The following is an 18482-nucleotide window of genomic DNA, read 5'->3' as shown; positions in this document are numbered from 1 at the left end:
GGTGGACGGTACCCACCGTCCACCGCCCGAATCCCCGGGACACCCGATGATCGACCACACGACAATTCACGACCTACCCACCACCGCAGACGAACGCTGGGGATGGCGGTACCGCGCCCACTGCCGCACCACCGAGCCCGCCGCCTTCTTCGCTCCGGACGGCGAACGACGCGGCGCCCGGATCCGGCGTGAACGACGCGCCAAACAGATCTGCAACGGGTGCGTCGTCGCCCGGCAATGCCGAGCACACGCAACCGAACACCGCGAAACCCACGGAATATGGGGCGGCACCACCGAAACCGACCGGCGCCGAGCCGGCCGGGCGCGATAGGTTCGAAAAAGATTTCGGCGAGTGTGTCGATCCATGTCACTCCCCGTTCGACCTGAGGATGAGAAGGTCCAAGAGGGACCCCGACATCCAAGGAGACGGAACCATGAAGTACATGCTGATCATGCGCGCCACCGACGAGACCTTCGCGGCGTCCCAGGACGTTGATTTCACCGAGATCATGGAAGCGATGGGCAAGTTCAACGACGAGATGATCCGCGCCGGCGTGCTGCTCGCGGCCGAGGGTCTGGACCCCGACCCCGAATCGGGTGTGGTGGTCGACTACTCCTCGGAAACACCTGTCGTGACCGACGGCCCCTACGGCGAGACGAAGGAGTTGTTCGGCGGCTTCTGGATGCTCAATGTCGCGTCGAAGGAGGAGGCTGTCGAATGGGCCAAGCGTGCCCCGATGGCTGGTCCCGGTTCCAAAGCAGAGATCCGCCGGGTCGCGACGATCGACGAGTTCCCGCAGGACAACGTGTGGATCCAGAAGGAGCGGGCGTGGCGCGAAGCGACCGGTCAGCTCTGAGCGGATCGACGGGTGACGGCCACACCAACCGTGAGGCCGTCGCCGCCGTCTGGCGGATCGAGTCGGCACGGATCGTCGGTGCGCTCGCGCGGTACACCGGCGATTTCGCGCTGGCCGAGGACCTCGCCCAGGAGGCGCTGGCCGAGGCACTCGTGAGCTGGCCACGCGACGGTATCCCCCACAACCCCGCGGGATGGTTGCTCACCGTCGGCCGGCGCCGCGCGATCGACGCGTTCCGTCGGCGCTCCGCCCTCGACGAGAGGTACGCCGTCCTCGCTCACGACCTGAGCGAGGGCGGCGCCGTCTCGGGCAGCGGGCCCGCCGATCCGGCCCGGGGCACCGGGGACGTGCTGTGGGATCCGGACCAGATCGACGACGACATGCTGGCGTTGATGTTCATCTCCTGCCACCCCGTGCTGTCGCGGGAGGCGAGGGTCGCGCTCACCCTGCGGGTGGTCGGCGGTCTGACGAGCGACGAGATCGCGAAGGTGTTCCTCGTGCCGACCGCGACCGTGCAGGCCCGGATCACCCGGGCGAAGAAGACCCTCGGGGCGGCCCGGGTGCCGTTCGAAGTGCCGCCCGCCGCTGAGCGGACCGGGCGACTCGGCTCGGTGCTCAGCGTGATCTACCTGATCTTCACCGAAGGGTCCTCGGCCAGCTCCGGTGACGATCTGATCCGCCTCGACCTCGCGAGCGAGGCGCAGCGCCTCGCTCGGGTGCTGGCTCGGCTGGTGCCCGACGAGCCGGAGGTGCACGGTCTGCTGGCGCTGCTCGAACTGACCGCGGCGCGGTTCCCGGCGCGCACCGGGGCGGACGGCGAGCCGGTGCTGCTCGAGGACCAGGACCGCCGCCGCTGGGACCGCACCGCGATCCGCCGGGGACGCGCCGCCCTCGCCCGCGCGGAGCAGGTCGGCCGCGGGCTGGGCGCCTACGGCCTGCAGGCGGCGATCGCCGAATGTCATGCCGTCGCGCCGTCCGTCGACGCGACGAACTGGGAGCGGATCGTCCTCATCTACGAGGCACTCGGTCGGCTCGCGCCGTCACCGGTGATCGACCTCAACCGGGCGGTGGCGGTCTCCATGGCCCAGGGACCGGCCGCGGCGCTGCCGATCGTGGACGAGCTGGTGGCCGCCCAGGCGCTGTCGAATTCGCACCTGCTGCCGAGCGTTCGCGGCGAACTGCTCACCCGCCTGGGACGCACCGACGAGGCGCGCACCGAATTCGAGGCGGCCGTGCGGTTGTGCGGCAACGAGCGCGAGCGGACGGTGCTGGGGCGTAAGCTCGCCGACCTGCGCTGACCCCGACCGGTGAGCATCAGAGTGGGTCCAGGCGAGCCTTCAGCAGGCAGAACTCATTGCCTTCGGGGTCGGCCAGGACATGCCACTGCTCCTGCCCTGTCTGGCCGATGTCGGCCGGGCGCGCACCGAGCTTCAGTAGGCGTTCGAGCTCGGCGTCCTGATCGCGGTCGGTGGCGTTGACGTCGATGTGCAGCCGGGATTTCCCCTTCTCCGGCTCATCCCTGCGGCTGAGGATGATCGTCGGCTGCGGACCGCCGAACCCTTCGCGCGGCCCGATCTCCACCGACCCGTCGTCCTCGTGATCGAGCACGACGAAGTCCAGGACCTCGCACCAGAACCGCGAAAGCAGCTCAGGGTCGCGGCAACCGAGCACGAGCTCACTGATACGACATGCCATGACGAAACCTGCTCTCAGCCCGGGAACTGCCGGGAGCCCACACACGAACCTCATGGGCTCCCAGCGGTGAAGACAATCCCGCGATCGTACCGGGCAGGGCCACCGGCCATCCAGTGGAAAACCGGCTTCGAGACCGACCTAGACGGGTGAGCCCAGAGTGGCGTGACGGTACGCCGCCGTCTCGAAGTCCAGGTAGCCGCCGAACGACACGGGATCGGCGAACGGCAGGACCTGGGTGGCCCAGTACCCGGCGATTCCGTTGCGACGATCGATCCAGTAGTACGAGTTGGCGAGCCCGGCCCACCCGAGCGACCCCCGGGGCCGGCCGGTGGGTGCGTCCTCTTCGTTCACCATGAACGTGTACGCCCACGACTTACGCTGTCCGGGAAAGAATTCGGCGTCGTTGGTGAGGGCGGGTATCACGGCAGGCAGCATCCCGACCTCTTGTCCCTCGAGGCCGTTGCACACGGCGGCCTGCACGGTGTCGGCCCGCAGCACTCGGCCACCGGGGGCGTCTCCGTCGTTCAGCCACATCCGCAGGAACTTCAGGTAGTCGCCCACCGTGGAGTAGAGGCCGTGCCCGCCCATGTCGATCTCGGGAGCCTGCGGCAGCACCAGATCCAAGGGAGTGAGCCGGCCGTCCTCCTCCCGCTGGTGAATGGTCGCGCGCCGGGCCGCCATCGATCCGGTCAGGGTGAAAGCTGTGTCGTGCATGCCGAGGGGCGCGAACACCCGCTCGGCCATCACCTCGCCGAGCCGCTTGCCGCGGATCGCCTCGACCACCTGGCCGGCCCAGTCGATGTTCGTCCCGTACTGCCACTTCTCGCCCGGATCGAAGAGCAACGGCGTGGTCAGCGACGCCCGGGTCGCGGTGATCACGCCGGGCTGGTCGTGCTCCACCCCCAACCGGTTGTAGGTCTCGTCGAAGAAGTCGTATCCGAATCCGGCGGTGTGCAACAACAGCATCCGCGTGGTGATGTCCCGCTTCGGTGCCCTCAGCACCGGATCGCCGTGGGCGTCGAATCCCTCGATGACCTGAATGTCACCGAGTTCCGTAACGTATTCGCGGGCGGGCGCGTCGAGGTCGAGCAGACCCTCTTCGACGCACTGCAGCACGGTGGTCCCGGTGATCGCCTTGGTGGTGGAGAAGATCGCGAACACGGTGTCGGCGGTCATCGGCTCGCCGTCGGCCAGGGACCGCACCCCGGCGGCGCCCTCGAACACCGTGCGGTCGCGATCGGTCACCATCGCCACCACTCCGGGCACCCTCGGCGCACCTTCCTCGGTCACGCTGTCGAGAACCTTGCCGAGCGCGGCGTTGAGATCGGACATTCCACTCTCCTGTCGTGTCTGTGGTCACTGATGGAACGTGACGCTATGACCGGGCGGAGGGTGGCGACGTCTCAGTTCGGCACCGCACGTCTCGGTTCGGCAGAATCCGCGTGGCGGGCGTCACAGTTGCACTGCGGCCCAATGCCGGCCACCGAACGCGAAAGCCCCCGGCGGCCGTGGCAACCGGGGGCACATCTCGACGAGCGCCTCGATCAGGTGCCGACGTAGGCCGCGAGGTGCTCGCCGGTGAGGGTGGAGCGGGCGGACACCAGATCCTCCGGCCTGCCCTCGAACACGATCCGGCCGCCGTCGTGGCCGGCGCCCGGGCCGAGGTCGATGATCCAGTCGGCGTGCGCCATGACCGCCTGGTGATGCTCGATGACGATGACCGACTTACCGGAGTCGACGAGCCGGTCGAGCAGTCCGAGCAACTGTTCGACGTCGGCGAGGTGCAGACCGGTGGTCGGTTCGTCGAGGACGTAGGTGTCGCCCTTGTCGGCCATGGCGGTGGCCAGCTTGAGCCGCTGCCGTTCGCCGCCGGACAGCGTGGTGAGCGGCTGCCCGAGGCTGAGGTAGCCGAGCCCGACGTCGGCGAGCCTCTGCAGAATCTTGTGCGCCGCCGGGATCCGCGCCTCACCGGAACCGAAGAACTCCTCGGCCTCGGCCACCGACATCGCGAGGACCTCGCTGATGTCGCGCCCGGCGAGGTGATACTCGAGCACCTCGGCCTGGAACCGCTTCCCCTCGCACTCCTCGCAGGGGGATTCGACGGTGGCCATCACACCCAGGTCGGTGTAGATGACACCGGCGCCGTTGCACGTGGGGCACGCGCCCTCGGAATTGGAACTGAAGAGCGCCGGCTTCACGCCGTTGGCCTTCGCGAACGCCTTGCGGATCGGCTCGAGCAGCCCGGTGTAGGTCGCCGGGTTGCTTCGCCGGGAACCCTTGATCGCGCCCTGGTCGATCGACACCACGCCGTCCCGCCCGGACACCGAACCGTGGATCAGCGAACTCTTGCCCGACCCCGCCACACCGGTCACGACCACCAGCATGCCGAGTGGAATGTCGACGTCGACGCCGCACAGGTTGTGGCTGTCTGCGCCACGCACCTCGAGCGCCCCCGACGGTGTGCGCACCGACTGTTTCAGCGACGCCCGGTCGTCCAGGTGCCGCCCGGTGAGCGTGTCACTGGACCGCAGCCCCTCGACGGTGCCCTCGAACACCACCTGGCCACCCTCGGTGCCGGCGCGCGGTCCGAGGTCGACGACGTGGTCGGCGATCGCGATCGCCTCCGGCTTGTGCTCCACGACCAGCACCGTGTTGCCCTTGTCGCGCAACTGCAGCAGCAGGCCGTTCATCCTCTGGATGTCGTGCGGGTGCAGGCCGATGGTCGGCTCGTCGAAGACGTACGTGACGTCGGTGAGCGACGAACCGAGGTGCCGGATCATCTTCGTGCGCTGCGCCTCTCCACCGGACAGGGTGCCCGACGGCCGGTCGAGGGAGAGGTACCCCAACCCGATCTCCGTGAACGAGTCGAGCAGATGCTGCAGCCCGGTGAGCAGCGGGGCCACCGACGGTTCCTTCAGGCCGCGGACCCAGTCGGCGAGGTCGCTGATCTGCATCGAGCAGACGTCGGCGATGTTCTTGCCCTTGATCTTCGACGATCGCGCCCCCTCGCTGAGTCGGGTGCCGTCGCAGTCGGGGCAGGTGGCGAACGTGATCGCCCGCTCCACGAACGCGCGGATGTGCGGCTGCATGGCGTCGACGTCCTTGGCCAGGAACGACTTCTGGATCTTCGGGATCAGACCCTCATAGGTCACGTTGACGCCCTCGACCTTGATCTTGGTCGGCTCCTTGTAGAGCAGGTCCTGCAACTGCTTCTTGGTGAACTTCGCGATCGGCTTGTCCGGATCGAAGTAGCCGCAGCCCCGGAAGATGCGGCCGTACCAGCCCTCCATGCTGTAGCCGGGGATCGTCAGCGCGCCCTCGTTGAGCGACTTGCTGTCGTCGTAGAGCGCCGTCAGGTCGAAGTCGGTGACCGCCCCCCGGCCCTCGCATCGCGGACACATGCCGCCGGTGATGCTGAAGCTCCGCCGCTCCTTCGTCTGCTGGCCACCGCGCTCGATGGTGACCGCGCCCGCACCGGAGATCGACGCGACGTTGAAGGAGAACGCCTGGGGTGAGCCGATGTGCGGCTTCCCGAGCCGGCTGAACAGGATGCGCAGCATCGCGTTGGCGTCGGTGGCGGTGCCGACGGTGGAGCGGGGGTTCGAGCCCATCCGCTCCTGGTCGACGATGATCGCCGTCGTCAGCCCGTCGAGTACGTCGACGTCGGGTCGCGCCAGTGACGGCATGAAGCCCTGCACGAAGGCGCTGTAGGTCTCGTTGATCATCCGCTGCGACTCCGCGGCGATCGTGGCGAACACCAGCGAACTCTTGCCCGAGCCGGAGACACCGGTGAACACCGTCAGCCGGCGCTTCGGGAGCTCGACACTGATGTCCTTGAGGTTGTTCTCGCGCGCGCCGTGCACGCGGATGAGATCGTGACTGTCGGCAAGGTGCAGATCTGGCGACTCCGAGTTTTCCCGTCGCTTCGCTCGGCCCGTCGTGCCCGCCTTCGTGGCCATGCTCATCGTGTCTCCCTCTGTTGGGCGGAGCCGCCTTCGCGGTCTCCGTCGGCGTCGATCAGCGCAGTTCCTGGATACGAACCATGTTGCCCGCGGGATCGCGGAAGGCGCAGTCACGGACTCCGTACGGCTGCTCGGTCGGCTCCTGAACGACCTCCGCGGATTCGCTGGCCTGCAGCTTCTCGAAGACGCCGTCGAGGTTCCTGGTGGCCAGGTTGATGGCTGCGTACGTGCCCTTGGCCATCATCTCGGCGATGGTGCGACGCTCGTCGTCGGTGATTCCGGGGTCGGCGGCCGGCGGATGCAGAACGATGGACGTGCCGGGCTGGTCGGCCGGGCCCACCGTGATCCAGCGCAGCCCGTTGTATCCGACGTCGTTGCGGACCTCGAAGCCGAGAGTGTCGCGATAGAAAGCCAACGCGGCGTCCGGGTCGTCCTGCGGGAGGTAGGTCTGGTGAATTGTGATGTCCATGGGATCACGATAATTACGAATCAGCGACCTGCGCTTCTCGATTCCTGATCGGTCTGGTGACCTGTTTCGCCACGCACGACGGAATGCCCGCCGTCGCGTCCGCCTCCTGGCGCCGGTAGGTGCTGGGCGGGACCCCGGTCAGCTCGGCGAAACGCGTGCTGAAGGTGCCCAGCGACGAGCAGCCGACCGCGAAACACACCTCGGTGACGCTGAGGTCACCACGACGCAGCAATGCCATCGCCCGCTCGATGCGCCGCGTCATCAGGTACGAGTACGGAGACTCGCCGTACGCGAGCCGGAACTGACGGCTGAGGTGCCCTGCCGACATGTTCACGCCGCGGGCGAGCGACTCGACGTCCAGCGGCTGCGCGTGCTCCCGATCGATCCGGTCACGGACGCGGCGCAGCAGCGCGAGATCGCGTAGGCGCTGGTTCTCAGCGGTACTGCTCGTCACACACGAGATCGTGCCACGTCGCACCGGAGTTGCCTAGCGCCACTCGCCCGCGCGCACGCTCCTCACGCCGGGTCGGGTGTTGCGCCTCGGCAGTGGTCGACGAGCGAGACCTGTTCGTCCGGGGCCGGCAGCCGGTCCCGCTCGGCACCGTCGAGGTGGCGAGCTTCCACTGAACCCAGCTGCTCCCAGTAATTCTCCGACCGCGCCAGCGGAGTCCGCCGAAAGTCCATGCGTCGCCCTCCCTGGATTGCCAGGTCCAATCGTTGCCTGGGGCACCCGGGCCGCCGCGACCGTCACCGCATCGCCGCGGCCCGCCACCCCTCCGCACCGAGTCTTCCCCGCACCGCGAAGCCAAGACAGGGCCGTTCGGCCCTACCACCACGAGATCGGGCAGCGTCATCGACGGCTGCCCCTGAGATCAGTAATGTTGGATGGCGTCCGGCCGTCTCACGCGGCCACGCTTCCGGAGCGCCTCGATCACCGAGGAGGAGCGGATGACCGAGATCGATACCTCGCACGAGCAGTGCCTCGTCGACTCTCTACGGGCACGCGACGAGTCGGCGTTCGCCGAACTCGTCGACCAGCACACGCCGATGATGCTGCGCGTGGCGCGGGGATACGTGGCCAGCGCCGAGGTCGCGGAAGACGTCGTCCAGGAAACCTGGATCGCCGTGCTCCAGGGCATCGACGGATTCGAAGGCCGCTCCACCCTCCGTACCTGGCTGTTCCGGATACTCGTCAACATCGCCAAGAAACGGGGAGTGCGGGACCGGCACGATGTCGACGCCGCGCTGGCCGCCTACGCGGGCAGCGCCGCCGTGGATCCGGCCCGGTTCCTGCCCGCATCCTCCCCGGAGGATCCACACCACTGGGCGACTCCGCCGACCAGCTGGCCGGTGACCCCCGAGGGGTCGGTCCTCGGTGCGGAGGTGCTCGACGTCGCCGGCCGCGAACTCGAGCACCTACCCGACCGCCAGCGGATCGTGGTCGTTCTGCGTGACGTCCTCGGCTACGACGCCGAAGAAGTGTCCGCGATGCTCTCGATCACCCCGGCGAACCAGCGGGTGCTGCTGCACCGGGGTCGCGCGCATGTGCGCCAGGCCCTCGAGGATTATCTTGGAACGGGAGCGTGAGACATGGAAGACATGGACTGCCAGGACCTCGTCGAACTCGTCACGGCCTACCTCGAGAACGACATGGATCCCGATGCCCGGGTCCGATTCGAAACCCATCTGGGCGAATGCCAGGGATGCGCCACCTATCTCGAACAGATCGAGCAGACGGTGCACACCCTCGGCGCGCTCCCCCCGGACGAGCTCGATCCGGCGTTGCGGGACCGCCTGCTCGCCGCGTTCCGCGAGTGGCGTTAGCGGCGCGAAACTCGCCGCAAAATAATGTCCGGCAGGGTGTAACGTTTCGCGCCCTCGCAGACACCGTTCGAGTAGCCGTGAACGTTGGGTTCGCGGCACTCGGACAGGAATTCAGACCATGAACGCCACACATTCGCACCAGGACGATCGACGCACCCACCGCGGCTCGCTGCGGAAGCGGATCGTGACCGTGGTGGTGGCTGCAGCCGCATTCGGCGTCCTTCCCGTCGGCGTCGCGGGCGCGGTCGCCCCGGCCGCGCAACACCCGGTCGCCGCAGTGGCCGCCCCTGACACCGGCCGCGACATCCCCGGCGGCAACGACGATCGGACCCGCGATCGGCAGCGCGACCAGCGGCAGGAACGCCGGGCCGAGAACATGCCCACCGATCAGGTTCCGATCATCTGGAACGTCCCAATCAACTGAGTGTGCATACCCACTGAGGGGCAGTGCCTTTCGCCGCACCCTCGGTTCGGCACCTCCGCCGGGTCGGTAATCGGCGGAGGCTGCTGCCGCCCTTCGTTCACCGCTGTGTGTTATTCAAGGCTCATGACTGCGTCGTCGATCGATCCGCCCGTAGGAGCCACCCTCTCGGCCATCCGAGCCGTCGCACCCAAGCTGGCTCCGAGCGAACGTCGGGTGGCGGACGTGTGCGTGGAGCGTCCGCAGGATGTTGCGTGGTGGTCGGCGGCCGATGTCGCGGAACACGCAGAGACATCCACTGCCACCGTCATCCGTGCGTGCCAGAACCTTGGTTTCAAGGGGTTCCAGCACTTACGGATGTTGCTGCTACGGGATCTGGGGTCGGCCGATACCGGAACGGGGGGAATACCCGCCGCCGAAGAGAACGGCACCGGACTGGCGCGGGCCGTGTTCGCCGAACTGGCGACGGATCTCGCCGGCGCCCTGGCACCGCTCGACGAAGACTCGTTCGAGCGGGCGGTGACGGCGCTCGCGGAGGCGGAGCGGGTGCTCGTTGTCGGCAACGGAGCGTCGGGACCGTCGGCGGCTGCCGTGGCCGTGCGGTTCATTCTCAACGGCCGCCACGCCGAGGCGCCGACCGACGCCGTGATCCAGCAACTGACTGCCGGGCGCCTGACCTCCCGGGACGTGTGCCTCGCGGTGAGCGACAGCGGGTTGAACTCGGTCACCCTGCGTCCGGTCGAGGCCGCGCGGGCAGCGGGGGCCACGGTCATCGGCGTCACCAGCTACGCCCGTTCGACTCTCGTGGAGAAATCCGACATCGGACTGGTCATCGGCGGCGGTACGGGACCGTGGGGTGGACTCGGCGCATCGGCCACGGTGGTGCAGCTCGCGTTCCTCATCAGCCTGCAGATCGCTGTCTGCCGGGCGCGGGGCGACTCGGCCGAGGCTGCGGCAGAGACGTTCAAACAGATTGTGCCGCTGATCCATCCGTGATGGCATCGGGTGCTACAGCCGTTGCGCGAAGCATCACCGCTGATTGGATCGCCATTCGCCCGCCATTAACCTGACCCTGGCTAACTACCGATGTAACGAAATTCCCCGTCTCGCCGAGATTGGGTAACGTCATTTCATCGGGAGAGGCCAATGGGCAGGATTCGGATCGAGAATCTGAGTCGAAAGTTCGCAGATTTCACCGCGGTCGACAGTATCGACCTCGACATCCGGGACGGCGATTTCCTGGTCCTCCTCGGGCCCAGCGGGTGCGGAAAGACCACGCTGCTGAGGATGCTCGCGGGGCTGCTCGAGCCGACCAGCGGACGGATCCTGCTCGACGACGACGACATCACCGCGGCGCCCTCCCGGCGCCGGGACGTCGCGATGGTTTTCCAGAGCTACGCGCTCTACCCGCACCTCAGCGTCGCGAAGAACCTCGCGTTTCCGTTGCGCGTGAAAAAGATGCGCAAGTCGGAGGTAGCGGAGCGCGTCGAGGCCGTCGCTCGGCAACTCGACATCGCGCACCTGCTCGGCCGAAAGCCGAAGGAACTGTCCGGAGGCCAGCGGCAGCGCGTTGCAGTCGGGCGCGCGATCGTGCGTGATCCGAAGGCGTTCCTGATGGACGAGCCGCTGTCCAACCTCGATGCGAAGCTCAGGACCGCGACGAGGCGTGAGCTCACCGAACTCCATCGTCGCCTCCGTGCCACGTTCGTGTACGTCACCCACGATCAGGTCGAGGCGATGACGATGGCGACGCGGATCGCCCTGCTGAACAACGGCGCACTCGAACAGGTCGGAACACCCGAGGACGTCTACGACCGGCCGGCGTCCGTGTTCGTCGCAGGTTTCCTCGGCAGTCCCGCGATGAACCTGCTCGACGCACGCGTCCGCACCGTCGACGGCACTGTTGTCGCGTCCGCCGAGGGCGTGACCGCACCGTTGTGGCGTGGACAGACCGACGGCCGCGACGTCGTCCTGGGCATTCGGCCGGAGCATCTCCGCGTCGCCGACCCTGTGGATCATCCGGGGGTGCGGCTGTCGGTCGACGTCACGTCCGTCGAGAATCTCGGCAGCGAGCAGGTCGCGTACTGCGAGGTCGGGGGTGCCACGGTCTGCGTGCGCGCACCGCGACCGATTGCATTGCGCCCCCATCGAACCGCCGCCCTGACTGCGGATCCCGCCCACGTGCACCTCTTCGACCGCGCGACCGGACGCCGCCTGGAATGGGTGGACGTTCCCGAACTCACCGACTTCGACTCCGCGGCCCCCACGGCTGTGGACCACTCTCCCGAAACACTTTCCGCAACAGGAGCAGCGTGATGCGCAGATCGACATTCTCTGTCGTCGTAGTGGCGGCCGTGGCCGCCGCTCTGACCGGCTGTGCCACCGGTGGAGCCGCGCCGGGCACCTCTAGAACCGGCGCACCGGTCCCGGATCTTTCCCCCGACCAGCAGGTCGACATCGTCTTCGAGTCGTACAACCTCCAGCAGGCCGGGCTCTGGTCGGACACGATCAACGGCCTCGTCGCCGACTTCGAGGCGCAGCACCCGAACATCCACGTGAAGGCCCAGCCGCCGCAGGGCAGCGGCACGGCCGGCGCCGGAACCGCGAGTAGCGTGCAGACGCAGATGCTCGCTGGCTCGCCCCCCGATGTGGCCCAATTAACCTTCGACACTCTCGATTTCGCCGTCAACGAACTCGGCGCACAGTCGCTCGACGGACTGTTCGGGGCCGAGGCCGTCGACGCGACGTTCGGTGGAGAGCATCCGTTCCACCCGCGGGCCGCCACCCTCGGCGACTGGGACGGCGAAACGTACGGCATCCCCTACGTGTTCTCCACACCCACCCTCTTCTACAACGCGACCGCGCTCACGAAGGCCGGGCTGCCCGCCGACGCCGACCTGTCGACGTGGCCGAAGGTGGCGGCTGCCGCCAAGGCCGTGACCGCGGCGACGGGCAAGCCGGCGCTGTCCGTGTCGTGCTCGGTGAAGGGTGGCAACTGGTGCATGCAGGCGCTGTTCCGCTCGGCAGGCGGCGATGTGCTCTCGCCCGACCGCAAGACCATCGAATTCGGCGAGCCCGGTGCGGTGTCGGCGGTGACCGCGTTGCGGCAGATGTACGACGACGGCGTCCTCGCCAACCTCGACTCGACCACCCAGTACGAGAGTTTCGCGAAGGGCGACGTGGCGATTCAGCTGCAGACGTCGGCTCTGCAGGGGATGTTCATGAAGTCGGCGGCGACCGATGGCTGGGACCTGCGCGCCGCACCGATGCCCGCCTTCGAGGGTCACGCCGCGGTGCCCACCAATTCGGGGTCGGCTCTGTTCACGTTCTCCCAGGATCCGGCGAAGCAGCGCGCGTCGTGGGAGTTCATCAAGTTCATGACGAGCGACCACGCGTACACCCAGATCTCCAGCAAGATCGGCTACCTTCCGCTGCGTCCGTCCCTCACCCAGGATCCGGCATCGCTGAAGGAATGGGCCGACAACAACCCCCTCCTGGCTCCGAATCTCGGCCAGCTCGACAAGCTCGAGGCCTGGGAGTCGTATCCCGGCAACAGCTATGTGCAGGCCGACGACATCCTCGGCCAGGCCGTGGAAGACGCGGTCTACTACGGCAAGGACCCGGCCGCCACCATGCAGGCGGCGCAGCAGCGCGTGCAGGAACTCATTCAGTAACCACTTCCGACAGAACGAGACACCGACACCATGACCAGTACTCTGCCTGCGTCGACGAATCATCGACGCCTGAATCTGACCGGCACCTATAACTTCCGCGACCTGGGCGGGTTCCCTACTGATACGGGGACCACCAAGTGGAACAAACTGTTCCGGTCGGACGCGCTTCACCAGCTCGACCAGCCGGCCCGCGACAACCTCCGCGAGCGGAGACTCGCTCTCGTCATCGACCTTCGCGAACAGCAGGAGCTCGACGACAGTCCGAGCGCACTCGACGGCGTCGGACACCGGGTGGAACACCTGCCGGTGTACGAGGGCGAGATCGACCTCGACGGTGCGAACTTCGACCTCGCGGTCGTCTACCGCGACATGGTCGAGAATTACGGACATCGTTTGACCCGCGCCGTCCGCGCCATCGCCGCCTCGGGCGATGACCCGACCGTCGTGCACTGCACCGCGGGAAAGGATCGCACCGGGCTGGTCGTCGCTCTCACCCTCGCGGCGGTGGGTGTCGATCAACGCGACATCGTCGCCGACTATGCGATGTCCGAGGTTCTGCTGGCCGGCGACTGGGCGCTCGGTATGGCCGAGAAGATGCGCGGCCGCGGCCTTCCCGGCGACGTGGACGTCGATCACCTGGTCGGCGCCAGCCCGGCCGTGCTGATGCGCGCCACCCTGGACTCGATCACACAGTCCCACGGCGGGGTTCGCGAATACCTCCTCGGCCACGGCATGACCGCGGCCGAGCTCGACGATCTGCGTACCGCACTCGTCGCCTGACATCCACTTCCACAGGAGAGACCTCATGTCCCAGTACGGGGAACCCGACCATTACATCCTCCATGTGAGCGACACCCACTTCGTCACCGACGGCGCCCTGCTCCACGACTGCGTCGACAGCGACGCCAACCTCTCCCGGCTGTTCGAGCGGCTCGAGAAGACCGGGCAGCGCCCCGAGGCCATCGTGTTCACCGGCGACCTCGCCGACAGGGGCGAACCCGAGGCGTACGTGCGCCTGCGCCGTATCGTCGAGCCCGCCGCGCAGCGCCTCGGCGCGAAGGTGATCTGGGTGATGGGCAACCACGACGCCCGGCCCGCCTTCCGGAGCGGCCTGCTCGACACCGAACCCACCCAGGACTCGATCGACGCGGTCGTCGATGTCAACGGATTGCGGATCATCGTGCTGGACAGCACGGTTCCGGGTTTCCACCACGGCCTGATCAGCGACGAACAGCTCACCTGGCTGACGGACGTCCTGGCCGAGCCGGCACCGCACGGCACCCTGCTCGCCCTGCACCATCCGCCGGTACCGGGCCTGCTCGACGCCATCGAATCGGTGGAGTTGAAGGAACAGCACCGGCTCGAGACGGTGCTCGCGGGCACCGACGTCCGCGGCATCCTCGCCGGACACCTGCACTACTCCACGACGTGCACGTTCGCGGGCATCCCGGTGTCGGTGGCATCGGCCACCTGCTACACCCAGGATCTGCTCGTCGACGAGGGCAGCATCCGCGGCCAGGACGGCGCGCAGGGTTTCAACATGGTGCACCTCTACCGGGACCGTGTCCTGCACACGGTCGTCCCCCTCGACGTGTCCCCCACCGTGTATGAGATGACTGCGGACGATATTCGGCAGTCGATCGAGCAGCTCACGGCGCCCGGCGTCTGATGTTCGTCGAAGTTCCAGCCGCAGCCTCCGCCGTCCGCGCCGACACAGCGGCGGTTCCGTCGCGGGCCGACCGGGTACAGAGCGGTCTCGCGCCCTACCTGTATCTCCTGCCAGCCGTCGTCCTGCTGATCGTGTGGATCTACAAGCCGCTCGGGGAGACCATCGGCCTGTCGTTCTACAAGTGGAACATGGTGCCCACCAGCCCGAAGGTTCCGGTGGGAATGGACAACTACGTTCGCGTACTGTCGTTGCCCGAGCTCCATCAGGCACTGCGCAACACGATTGTGTACGTCCTCGCGTTCATGGTGTTCTCGTTGCTGCTGCCGATGGTCGTCGCGCTGCTGTCGAACCGGGTCGCCGGGCGGTGGAAGACGCTCTACCAGGCCCTGATCTTCGTCCCGTTCCTCATCACCCCGGTGGCCGGCAGCGCGATCTGGCGGTGGCTGTTCAATCCCGAGGGCGGCACGATACCCCGGGTCGCCGCAACCCTGGGGTTCGAGCTGGGCAACGTCTTTCGAGAACCCGGCCTCGCGATGCTCGGTGTCGTGCTGATCGTCGGGTGGCAGATGCTCGGCTTCGGTGTCCTCGTCATCTCCGCCGGACTGGCCGGCATCAATCCCGACTACGCGTCGGCCGCGGCCCTCGACGGCGCGTCGCAAGCGACCATCACCCGCAAGATCACCTTGCCGCTGCTGTCCCCGACGCTCGTGTTCCTCGGCCTCATGACGATTCTACTGGGGGCGCAGTGGGCGTACCCGATCATCGACATCGTCACCCAGGGCGGCCCCAGCGGCGCCTCCACCAACATCTACTACCTGCTCTACCAGTTCGGGTTCCAGAATTTCGACGCAGGACTGTCCGCCGCCGCGGGAACCCTGTTCTTCCTCGGCTTCGGGCTCATCGCGATCGTGTTCGTCCGCCTGTCGGACCGGCTGAGCTTCTACGACAACTAGGACACCCCATGGCATTTGCACTCGTCGATGCGCCGGCCCGATCGACCGCCGCCGCCGCGACCCGCGATCCCGGCGACGCCCCGGGCACCACCCGTTCCCGAAGCCGCGTGGCGACCGGGCACGTGGCCCTCGCTGCCGTCACCGTGTTCAGTATCTTCCCGGTGTACTGGATGTTCGCCACCGCGTTCCGCCGTCCCGAGGACTCCCTGTCCGTCAGCCCCGTGCCGTCTCCGTTCAGTCTGGACAACTTCCGCTACGTGTGGGAGACCATTCCGATGGCGTCGATGCTCGTCAACACGTTCGTCATGGCGATGGCAATGTCCGTCAGCCAGCTTCTGATCGCGATCCTGGCCGCCTACGCGTTCGCGCGGTGGACCTTCTTCGGGAAGCAGGTGCTGTTTCTGCTGTTCGTGGGATCGTGGCTGGTGCCGTTCCAGGTCACCATGATTCCGAACTACCTTCTCATCTCACAGATGGGCCTGCTGAATACCGTTGCCGGAATCGTGATCCCGAATCTGTGTTCGGCGTTCGGTGTTCTGCTGATGCGCCAGCACATGGAGGCGTTTCCGCGAGAGTTGCTCGATGCCTCCCAGATCGATGGCCAGAACTCGTGGGCAACCCTGTGGAAGGTGGTGCTGCCCAACATGAGACCGGCGCTCGCGGCACTGGGCATCATGCTGTTCATCTCGGCATGGAACGAGTACCTGTGGCCTTCACTGATCATGCGTCAGTCGAATGCGGTCGTCCAGATCGGAATTCGCGGCTTCCTCGGCGCGGAAGGCAACAACTGGGGTGCTGTGATGGCTGCGTCCGGCCTCGCCTGCCTCCCCATCTTCCTGATCTACCTGTTCCTCCAGCGCTACGTGCGCGACGCATTCGTCCGGTCTGGCCTCAAATAGCGTTCGGCCGAACACAACCCGAAGGAGCTCCGATGAAGATCGTCCAGATCAGTGACACGCACCTGTCCGCCCGCGGCGGGCGCACACAGCAGAACTTCGAACGCGTCGTCGACTACGTGAACCATCAGGTCCGTCCCGATCTGATCGTGCACTCCGGCGACATTGTGATCATCCACCCCGATGAAGCGGACGACCGTGCGCACGCCCACGAACTGATGCAGCGGTTCGCCGCCCCGGTGCTCGTCGTGCCCGGCAACCACGACGTCGGTGAGCCGGGCTCTGCGCCGTGGAAGGGAATCGGCGTGACCGATGAGCGGGTCGCCGCTTTCGAGGAGGTGTGGGGTCCCGATCACTGGCGCCACGACGTCGACGACTGGACGGTGCTCGGACTGAACAGCGAGCTCTTCGGTTCAGGTCTCGACCGGGAAACCGCGCAGTGGGCCTGGATCGAAGACGTGGCCGCGGACGTCCCCGACTCGCAGCGGGTGATCGTATTCCTGCACAAGCCGATCTGGAGCGCGCTGGACGAGCCGGTCGGGCACGCCGTCGACATCGGGGAATCTCGTACCCGGTTGCTCACAGCGCTCGGGAAGATGTCACTCGCTGCCGTCGGCAGTGGGCACCTGCACTGCTATCGGCAGACCGTCCGCGACGGGGTGCGCGAGGTCTGGGCGCCGTCAACCGGGTTCGTGGCCGGCGAGGGTGAATCCCTGCCCGGGCCGCTCCACCAACTCGGCATCGTCGAGTACGACTGCACCGGAGGGGCCGTGCGCGCGAGCTACCGATCCGTGCCGGACCTCGAAGACGTCACGATTGCCGCCGTGCCCGAGGTAACCGCGGCCATCGATGCACTGGGACACAGCACAGTCGGCTGACGTCGAGTCGAGGTGTTACCGGCCGACGTCGGAAGACGCCTGCCCCACTTCCTCTGCGTTCACTGCCCCGTCCCGGGCCGGGCCGGGGCGGGGTCGTTGTGAACAGTCGACAGTCCGGTGACGAATCCCCGGGCATCCAACAGGCGCCCCAGGTGTACTGCCGGCCGGATGACGACGGCGCGGTCGGCGATGCGGGCTCCAGCGAGGACCTTCTCGAGCAAGGCTTCGAATCGGTTGACGTCGGCAAGGTCACGAGTCCATAGGGTCATGACGAGGTTGTAGCGGCTCGCGGTGGTGACCGCGAGCCGGACCTCCGCGAGCCGCGACAGCGTCGACCGAAGCCGATCGATGGAGGACGCAGGCACCTGCACGAAGTACCAGGCGTTGATCGGCCACCCCGTATAACTACGGGCGACATCCGTCCGTAGGACAAGGTCACCCGAGTGACGGAGTGTCGCAATGGCATCGACGACTCGTTGGTTACTCACGCCCGCCTTCGCGGCGATGTCACCGGTAGGGGTGCGTCCGTCGCGGTACAACTCACGGAAGACGGCCGCCTGGAGGTCGGCAGGGACCTGCCGTGCTGCGCGGGGCCGGGGCGCTTTGGCCCGGGGAACCCGCTGCGCCTCCGACTCGGAGAGGGCGTTCAACCTCCAGTCGCTGCCCTCCACCAGAACCTCGGTGACCAGGTGCGTGCGAGCGTGTGTGGTCAGACGCTGGTCACCCAGCCGATCGATCACGAATGCCGACAGCGCCTCGAGGTCGGCTGCCGCGACCACGGCGACGAGATCGCGGCCACCGGACGTGTGATCAATGGTGCGCACAATCTCTTCGTCGGCGAGAAGACTCGCAGTCTCGGCGGCTTTGCCCTGCGCACATTCGATCTCGACGATGGCCACTGCAGGGAAGTGCCGACGTTGCCCGGTAATCCACGCAAGCCCCTCATCGGTAATCCTGGCCCATCGCCGGGCGAGCCCGACCGGATCGGTGCCGAGAGCCCGGCCCAGCTCGGTCCACGATGCTCGCGGCTCGAGTTGCAGAGCGTGAATCAGCCGTAGATCGGAGTCTCTGCGCAGAGAATCCGGATTCGAGATGGCCACTTTGCATCGTTTCCTGACATTTAACTTATCGGATTTCAATCGAATTGAGGATACGGCCACCACACAGATTTCGCTGGAGGAACA

21 protein-coding genes are annotated in these 18482 nt (G+C 67.1%); 14 read left to right on the top strand and 7 right to left on the bottom strand.

Annotated elements, in window-relative coordinates; translation table 11 throughout:
- Nucleotide 1 precedes the first annotated feature (1 nt).
- The 3 genes from PSR88_RS19530 to PSR88_RS19520 all read left to right on the top strand — a co-directional run bounded on the left by PSR88_RS19530 (nucleotide 2) and on the right by PSR88_RS19520 (nucleotide 2155).
- A complete protein-coding gene (locus tag PSR88_RS19530; RefSeq protein WP_016884605.1) occupies nucleotides 2-331 on the top strand; it encodes a WhiB family transcriptional regulator in 330 nt (109 codons plus the stop codon).
- A 103-nt stretch (nucleotides 332-434) separates the two neighbouring features.
- Nucleotides 435-857, top strand: a complete 423-nt coding sequence (locus tag PSR88_RS19525; RefSeq protein ID WP_007296236.1) for a YciI family protein — start codon at nucleotides 435-437, stop codon at nucleotides 855-857.
- Nucleotides 830-2155: an RNA polymerase sigma factor gene (locus PSR88_RS19520; RefSeq protein ID WP_007296237.1), complete on the top strand. Its 1326-nt coding sequence runs from the start codon at nucleotides 830-832 to the stop codon at nucleotides 2153-2155. Before PSR88_RS19525 ends, PSR88_RS19520 begins: the two co-directional genes overlap by 28 nt.
- A gap of 16 nt (nucleotides 2156-2171) precedes the next feature.
- On the opposite strand, the gene PSR88_RS19515 is transcribed toward PSR88_RS19520, so the two are convergent.
- The 6 genes from PSR88_RS19515 to PSR88_RS19490 form a co-directional block, all read right to left on the bottom strand.
- On the bottom strand, nucleotides 2172-2552 hold the full coding sequence (locus PSR88_RS19515; protein ID WP_029539722.1) for a VOC family protein: 381 nt from the start codon (nucleotides 2550-2552) through the stop codon (nucleotides 2172-2174).
- Nucleotides 2553-2690: 138 nt separating this feature from the next.
- Nucleotides 2691-3884 (bottom strand): serine hydrolase domain-containing protein, encoded by a 1194-nt coding sequence (locus PSR88_RS19510; RefSeq protein WP_011596389.1) that lies wholly within the window; start codon nucleotides 3882-3884, stop codon nucleotides 2691-2693.
- Between the two features lie 212 nt (nucleotides 3885-4096).
- Entirely contained in the window at nucleotides 4097-6517 is a 2421-nt protein-coding gene (locus tag PSR88_RS19505; protein ID WP_016884608.1) for an ATP-binding cassette domain-containing protein, read from the bottom strand.
- Between the two features lie 52 nt (nucleotides 6518-6569).
- Complete coding sequence (locus PSR88_RS19500; RefSeq protein WP_011596387.1) at nucleotides 6570-6983, bottom strand: VOC family protein; 414 nt, start codon at nucleotides 6981-6983, stop codon at nucleotides 6570-6572.
- A 13-nt stretch (nucleotides 6984-6996) separates the two neighbouring features.
- Nucleotides 6997-7437 carry a helix-turn-helix transcriptional regulator gene (locus PSR88_RS19495; RefSeq protein ID WP_009476924.1) on the bottom strand — a complete coding sequence of 147 codons (441 nt, stop codon included), beginning with the start codon at nucleotides 7435-7437 and terminating at the stop codon, nucleotides 6997-6999.
- A gap of 62 nt (nucleotides 7438-7499) precedes the next feature.
- On the bottom strand, nucleotides 7500-7667 hold the full coding sequence (locus PSR88_RS19490; protein ID WP_009476923.1) for a hypothetical protein: 168 nt from the start codon (nucleotides 7665-7667) through the stop codon (nucleotides 7500-7502).
- Between the two features lie 201 nt (nucleotides 7668-7868).
- Here PSR88_RS19490 and PSR88_RS19485 point away from each other — a divergent pair, with 201 nt between their 5' ends.
- From PSR88_RS19485 to PSR88_RS19435, 11 genes are all read left to right on the top strand, one after another.
- Complete coding sequence (locus PSR88_RS19485) at nucleotides 7869-8570, top strand: RNA polymerase sigma factor (RefSeq protein ID WP_009476922.1); 702 nt, start codon at nucleotides 7869-7871, stop codon at nucleotides 8568-8570.
- Nucleotides 8571-8582: 12 nt separating this feature from the next.
- Nucleotides 8583-8807, top strand: coding sequence for an anti-sigma factor family protein (locus tag PSR88_RS19480; protein ID WP_009476921.1), 225 nt, complete (start codon nucleotides 8583-8585; stop codon nucleotides 8805-8807).
- Nucleotides 8808-8925: 118 nt separating this feature from the next.
- Nucleotides 8926-9231 (top strand): hypothetical protein, encoded by a 306-nt coding sequence (locus PSR88_RS19475; RefSeq protein ID WP_016884609.1) that lies wholly within the window; start codon nucleotides 8926-8928, stop codon nucleotides 9229-9231.
- 123 nt (nucleotides 9232-9354) lie between these two features.
- Nucleotides 9355-10224, top strand: coding sequence for a MurR/RpiR family transcriptional regulator (locus PSR88_RS19470; RefSeq protein WP_016884610.1), 870 nt, complete (start codon nucleotides 9355-9357; stop codon nucleotides 10222-10224).
- Nucleotides 10225-10374: 150 nt separating this feature from the next.
- The gene (locus PSR88_RS19465) at nucleotides 10375-11544 is read left to right on the top strand and encodes an ABC transporter ATP-binding protein (protein ID WP_009476918.1); all 1170 of its coding nucleotides are present in this window, start codon (nucleotides 10375-10377) and stop codon (nucleotides 11542-11544) included.
- Nucleotides 11544-12902 (top strand): ABC transporter substrate-binding protein, encoded by a 1359-nt coding sequence (locus PSR88_RS19460; protein ID WP_037197976.1) that lies wholly within the window; start codon nucleotides 11544-11546, stop codon nucleotides 12900-12902. Before PSR88_RS19465 ends, PSR88_RS19460 begins: the two co-directional genes overlap by 1 nt.
- 30 nt (nucleotides 12903-12932) lie before the next feature.
- A complete protein-coding gene (locus PSR88_RS19455; RefSeq protein ID WP_016884612.1) occupies nucleotides 12933-13682 on the top strand; it encodes a tyrosine-protein phosphatase in 750 nt (249 codons plus the stop codon).
- Between the two features lie 25 nt (nucleotides 13683-13707).
- Nucleotides 13708-14571, top strand: a complete 864-nt coding sequence (locus PSR88_RS19450; RefSeq protein ID WP_016884613.1) for a phosphodiesterase — start codon at nucleotides 13708-13710, stop codon at nucleotides 14569-14571.
- A complete protein-coding gene (locus tag PSR88_RS19445; RefSeq protein WP_016884614.1) occupies nucleotides 14571-15524 on the top strand; it encodes a carbohydrate ABC transporter permease in 954 nt (317 codons plus the stop codon). The genes PSR88_RS19450 and PSR88_RS19445 overlap by 1 nt, the downstream gene beginning before the upstream one ends.
- A gap of 8 nt (nucleotides 15525-15532) precedes the next feature.
- Entirely contained in the window at nucleotides 15533-16423 is an 891-nt protein-coding gene (locus PSR88_RS19440) for a carbohydrate ABC transporter permease (protein ID WP_016884615.1), read from the top strand.
- A 32-nt stretch (nucleotides 16424-16455) separates the two neighbouring features.
- The gene (locus tag PSR88_RS19435; RefSeq protein WP_016884616.1) at nucleotides 16456-17298 is read left to right on the top strand and encodes a metallophosphoesterase family protein; all 843 of its coding nucleotides are present in this window, start codon (nucleotides 16456-16458) and stop codon (nucleotides 17296-17298) included.
- A gap of 59 nt (nucleotides 17299-17357) precedes the next feature.
- On the opposite strand, the gene PSR88_RS19430 is transcribed toward PSR88_RS19435, so the two are convergent.
- Nucleotides 17358-18398, bottom strand: a complete 1041-nt coding sequence (locus tag PSR88_RS19430) for an Lrp/AsnC family transcriptional regulator (protein WP_083853140.1) — start codon at nucleotides 18396-18398, stop codon at nucleotides 17358-17360.
- Between the last annotated feature and the right edge of the window lie 84 nt (nucleotides 18399-18482).

The sequence above is a fragment of the Rhodococcus sp. DK176 genome (assembly GCF_038447315.2).
In the GTDB taxonomy this organism is placed as follows: Bacteria; Actinomycetota; Actinomycetes; order Mycobacteriales; family Mycobacteriaceae; genus Rhodococcus_F; species Rhodococcus_F jostii_A.
The sequence above is the reverse complement of the archived record's forward strand: the minus strand, read 5'-3'. Positions and strand labels throughout refer to the sequence as shown.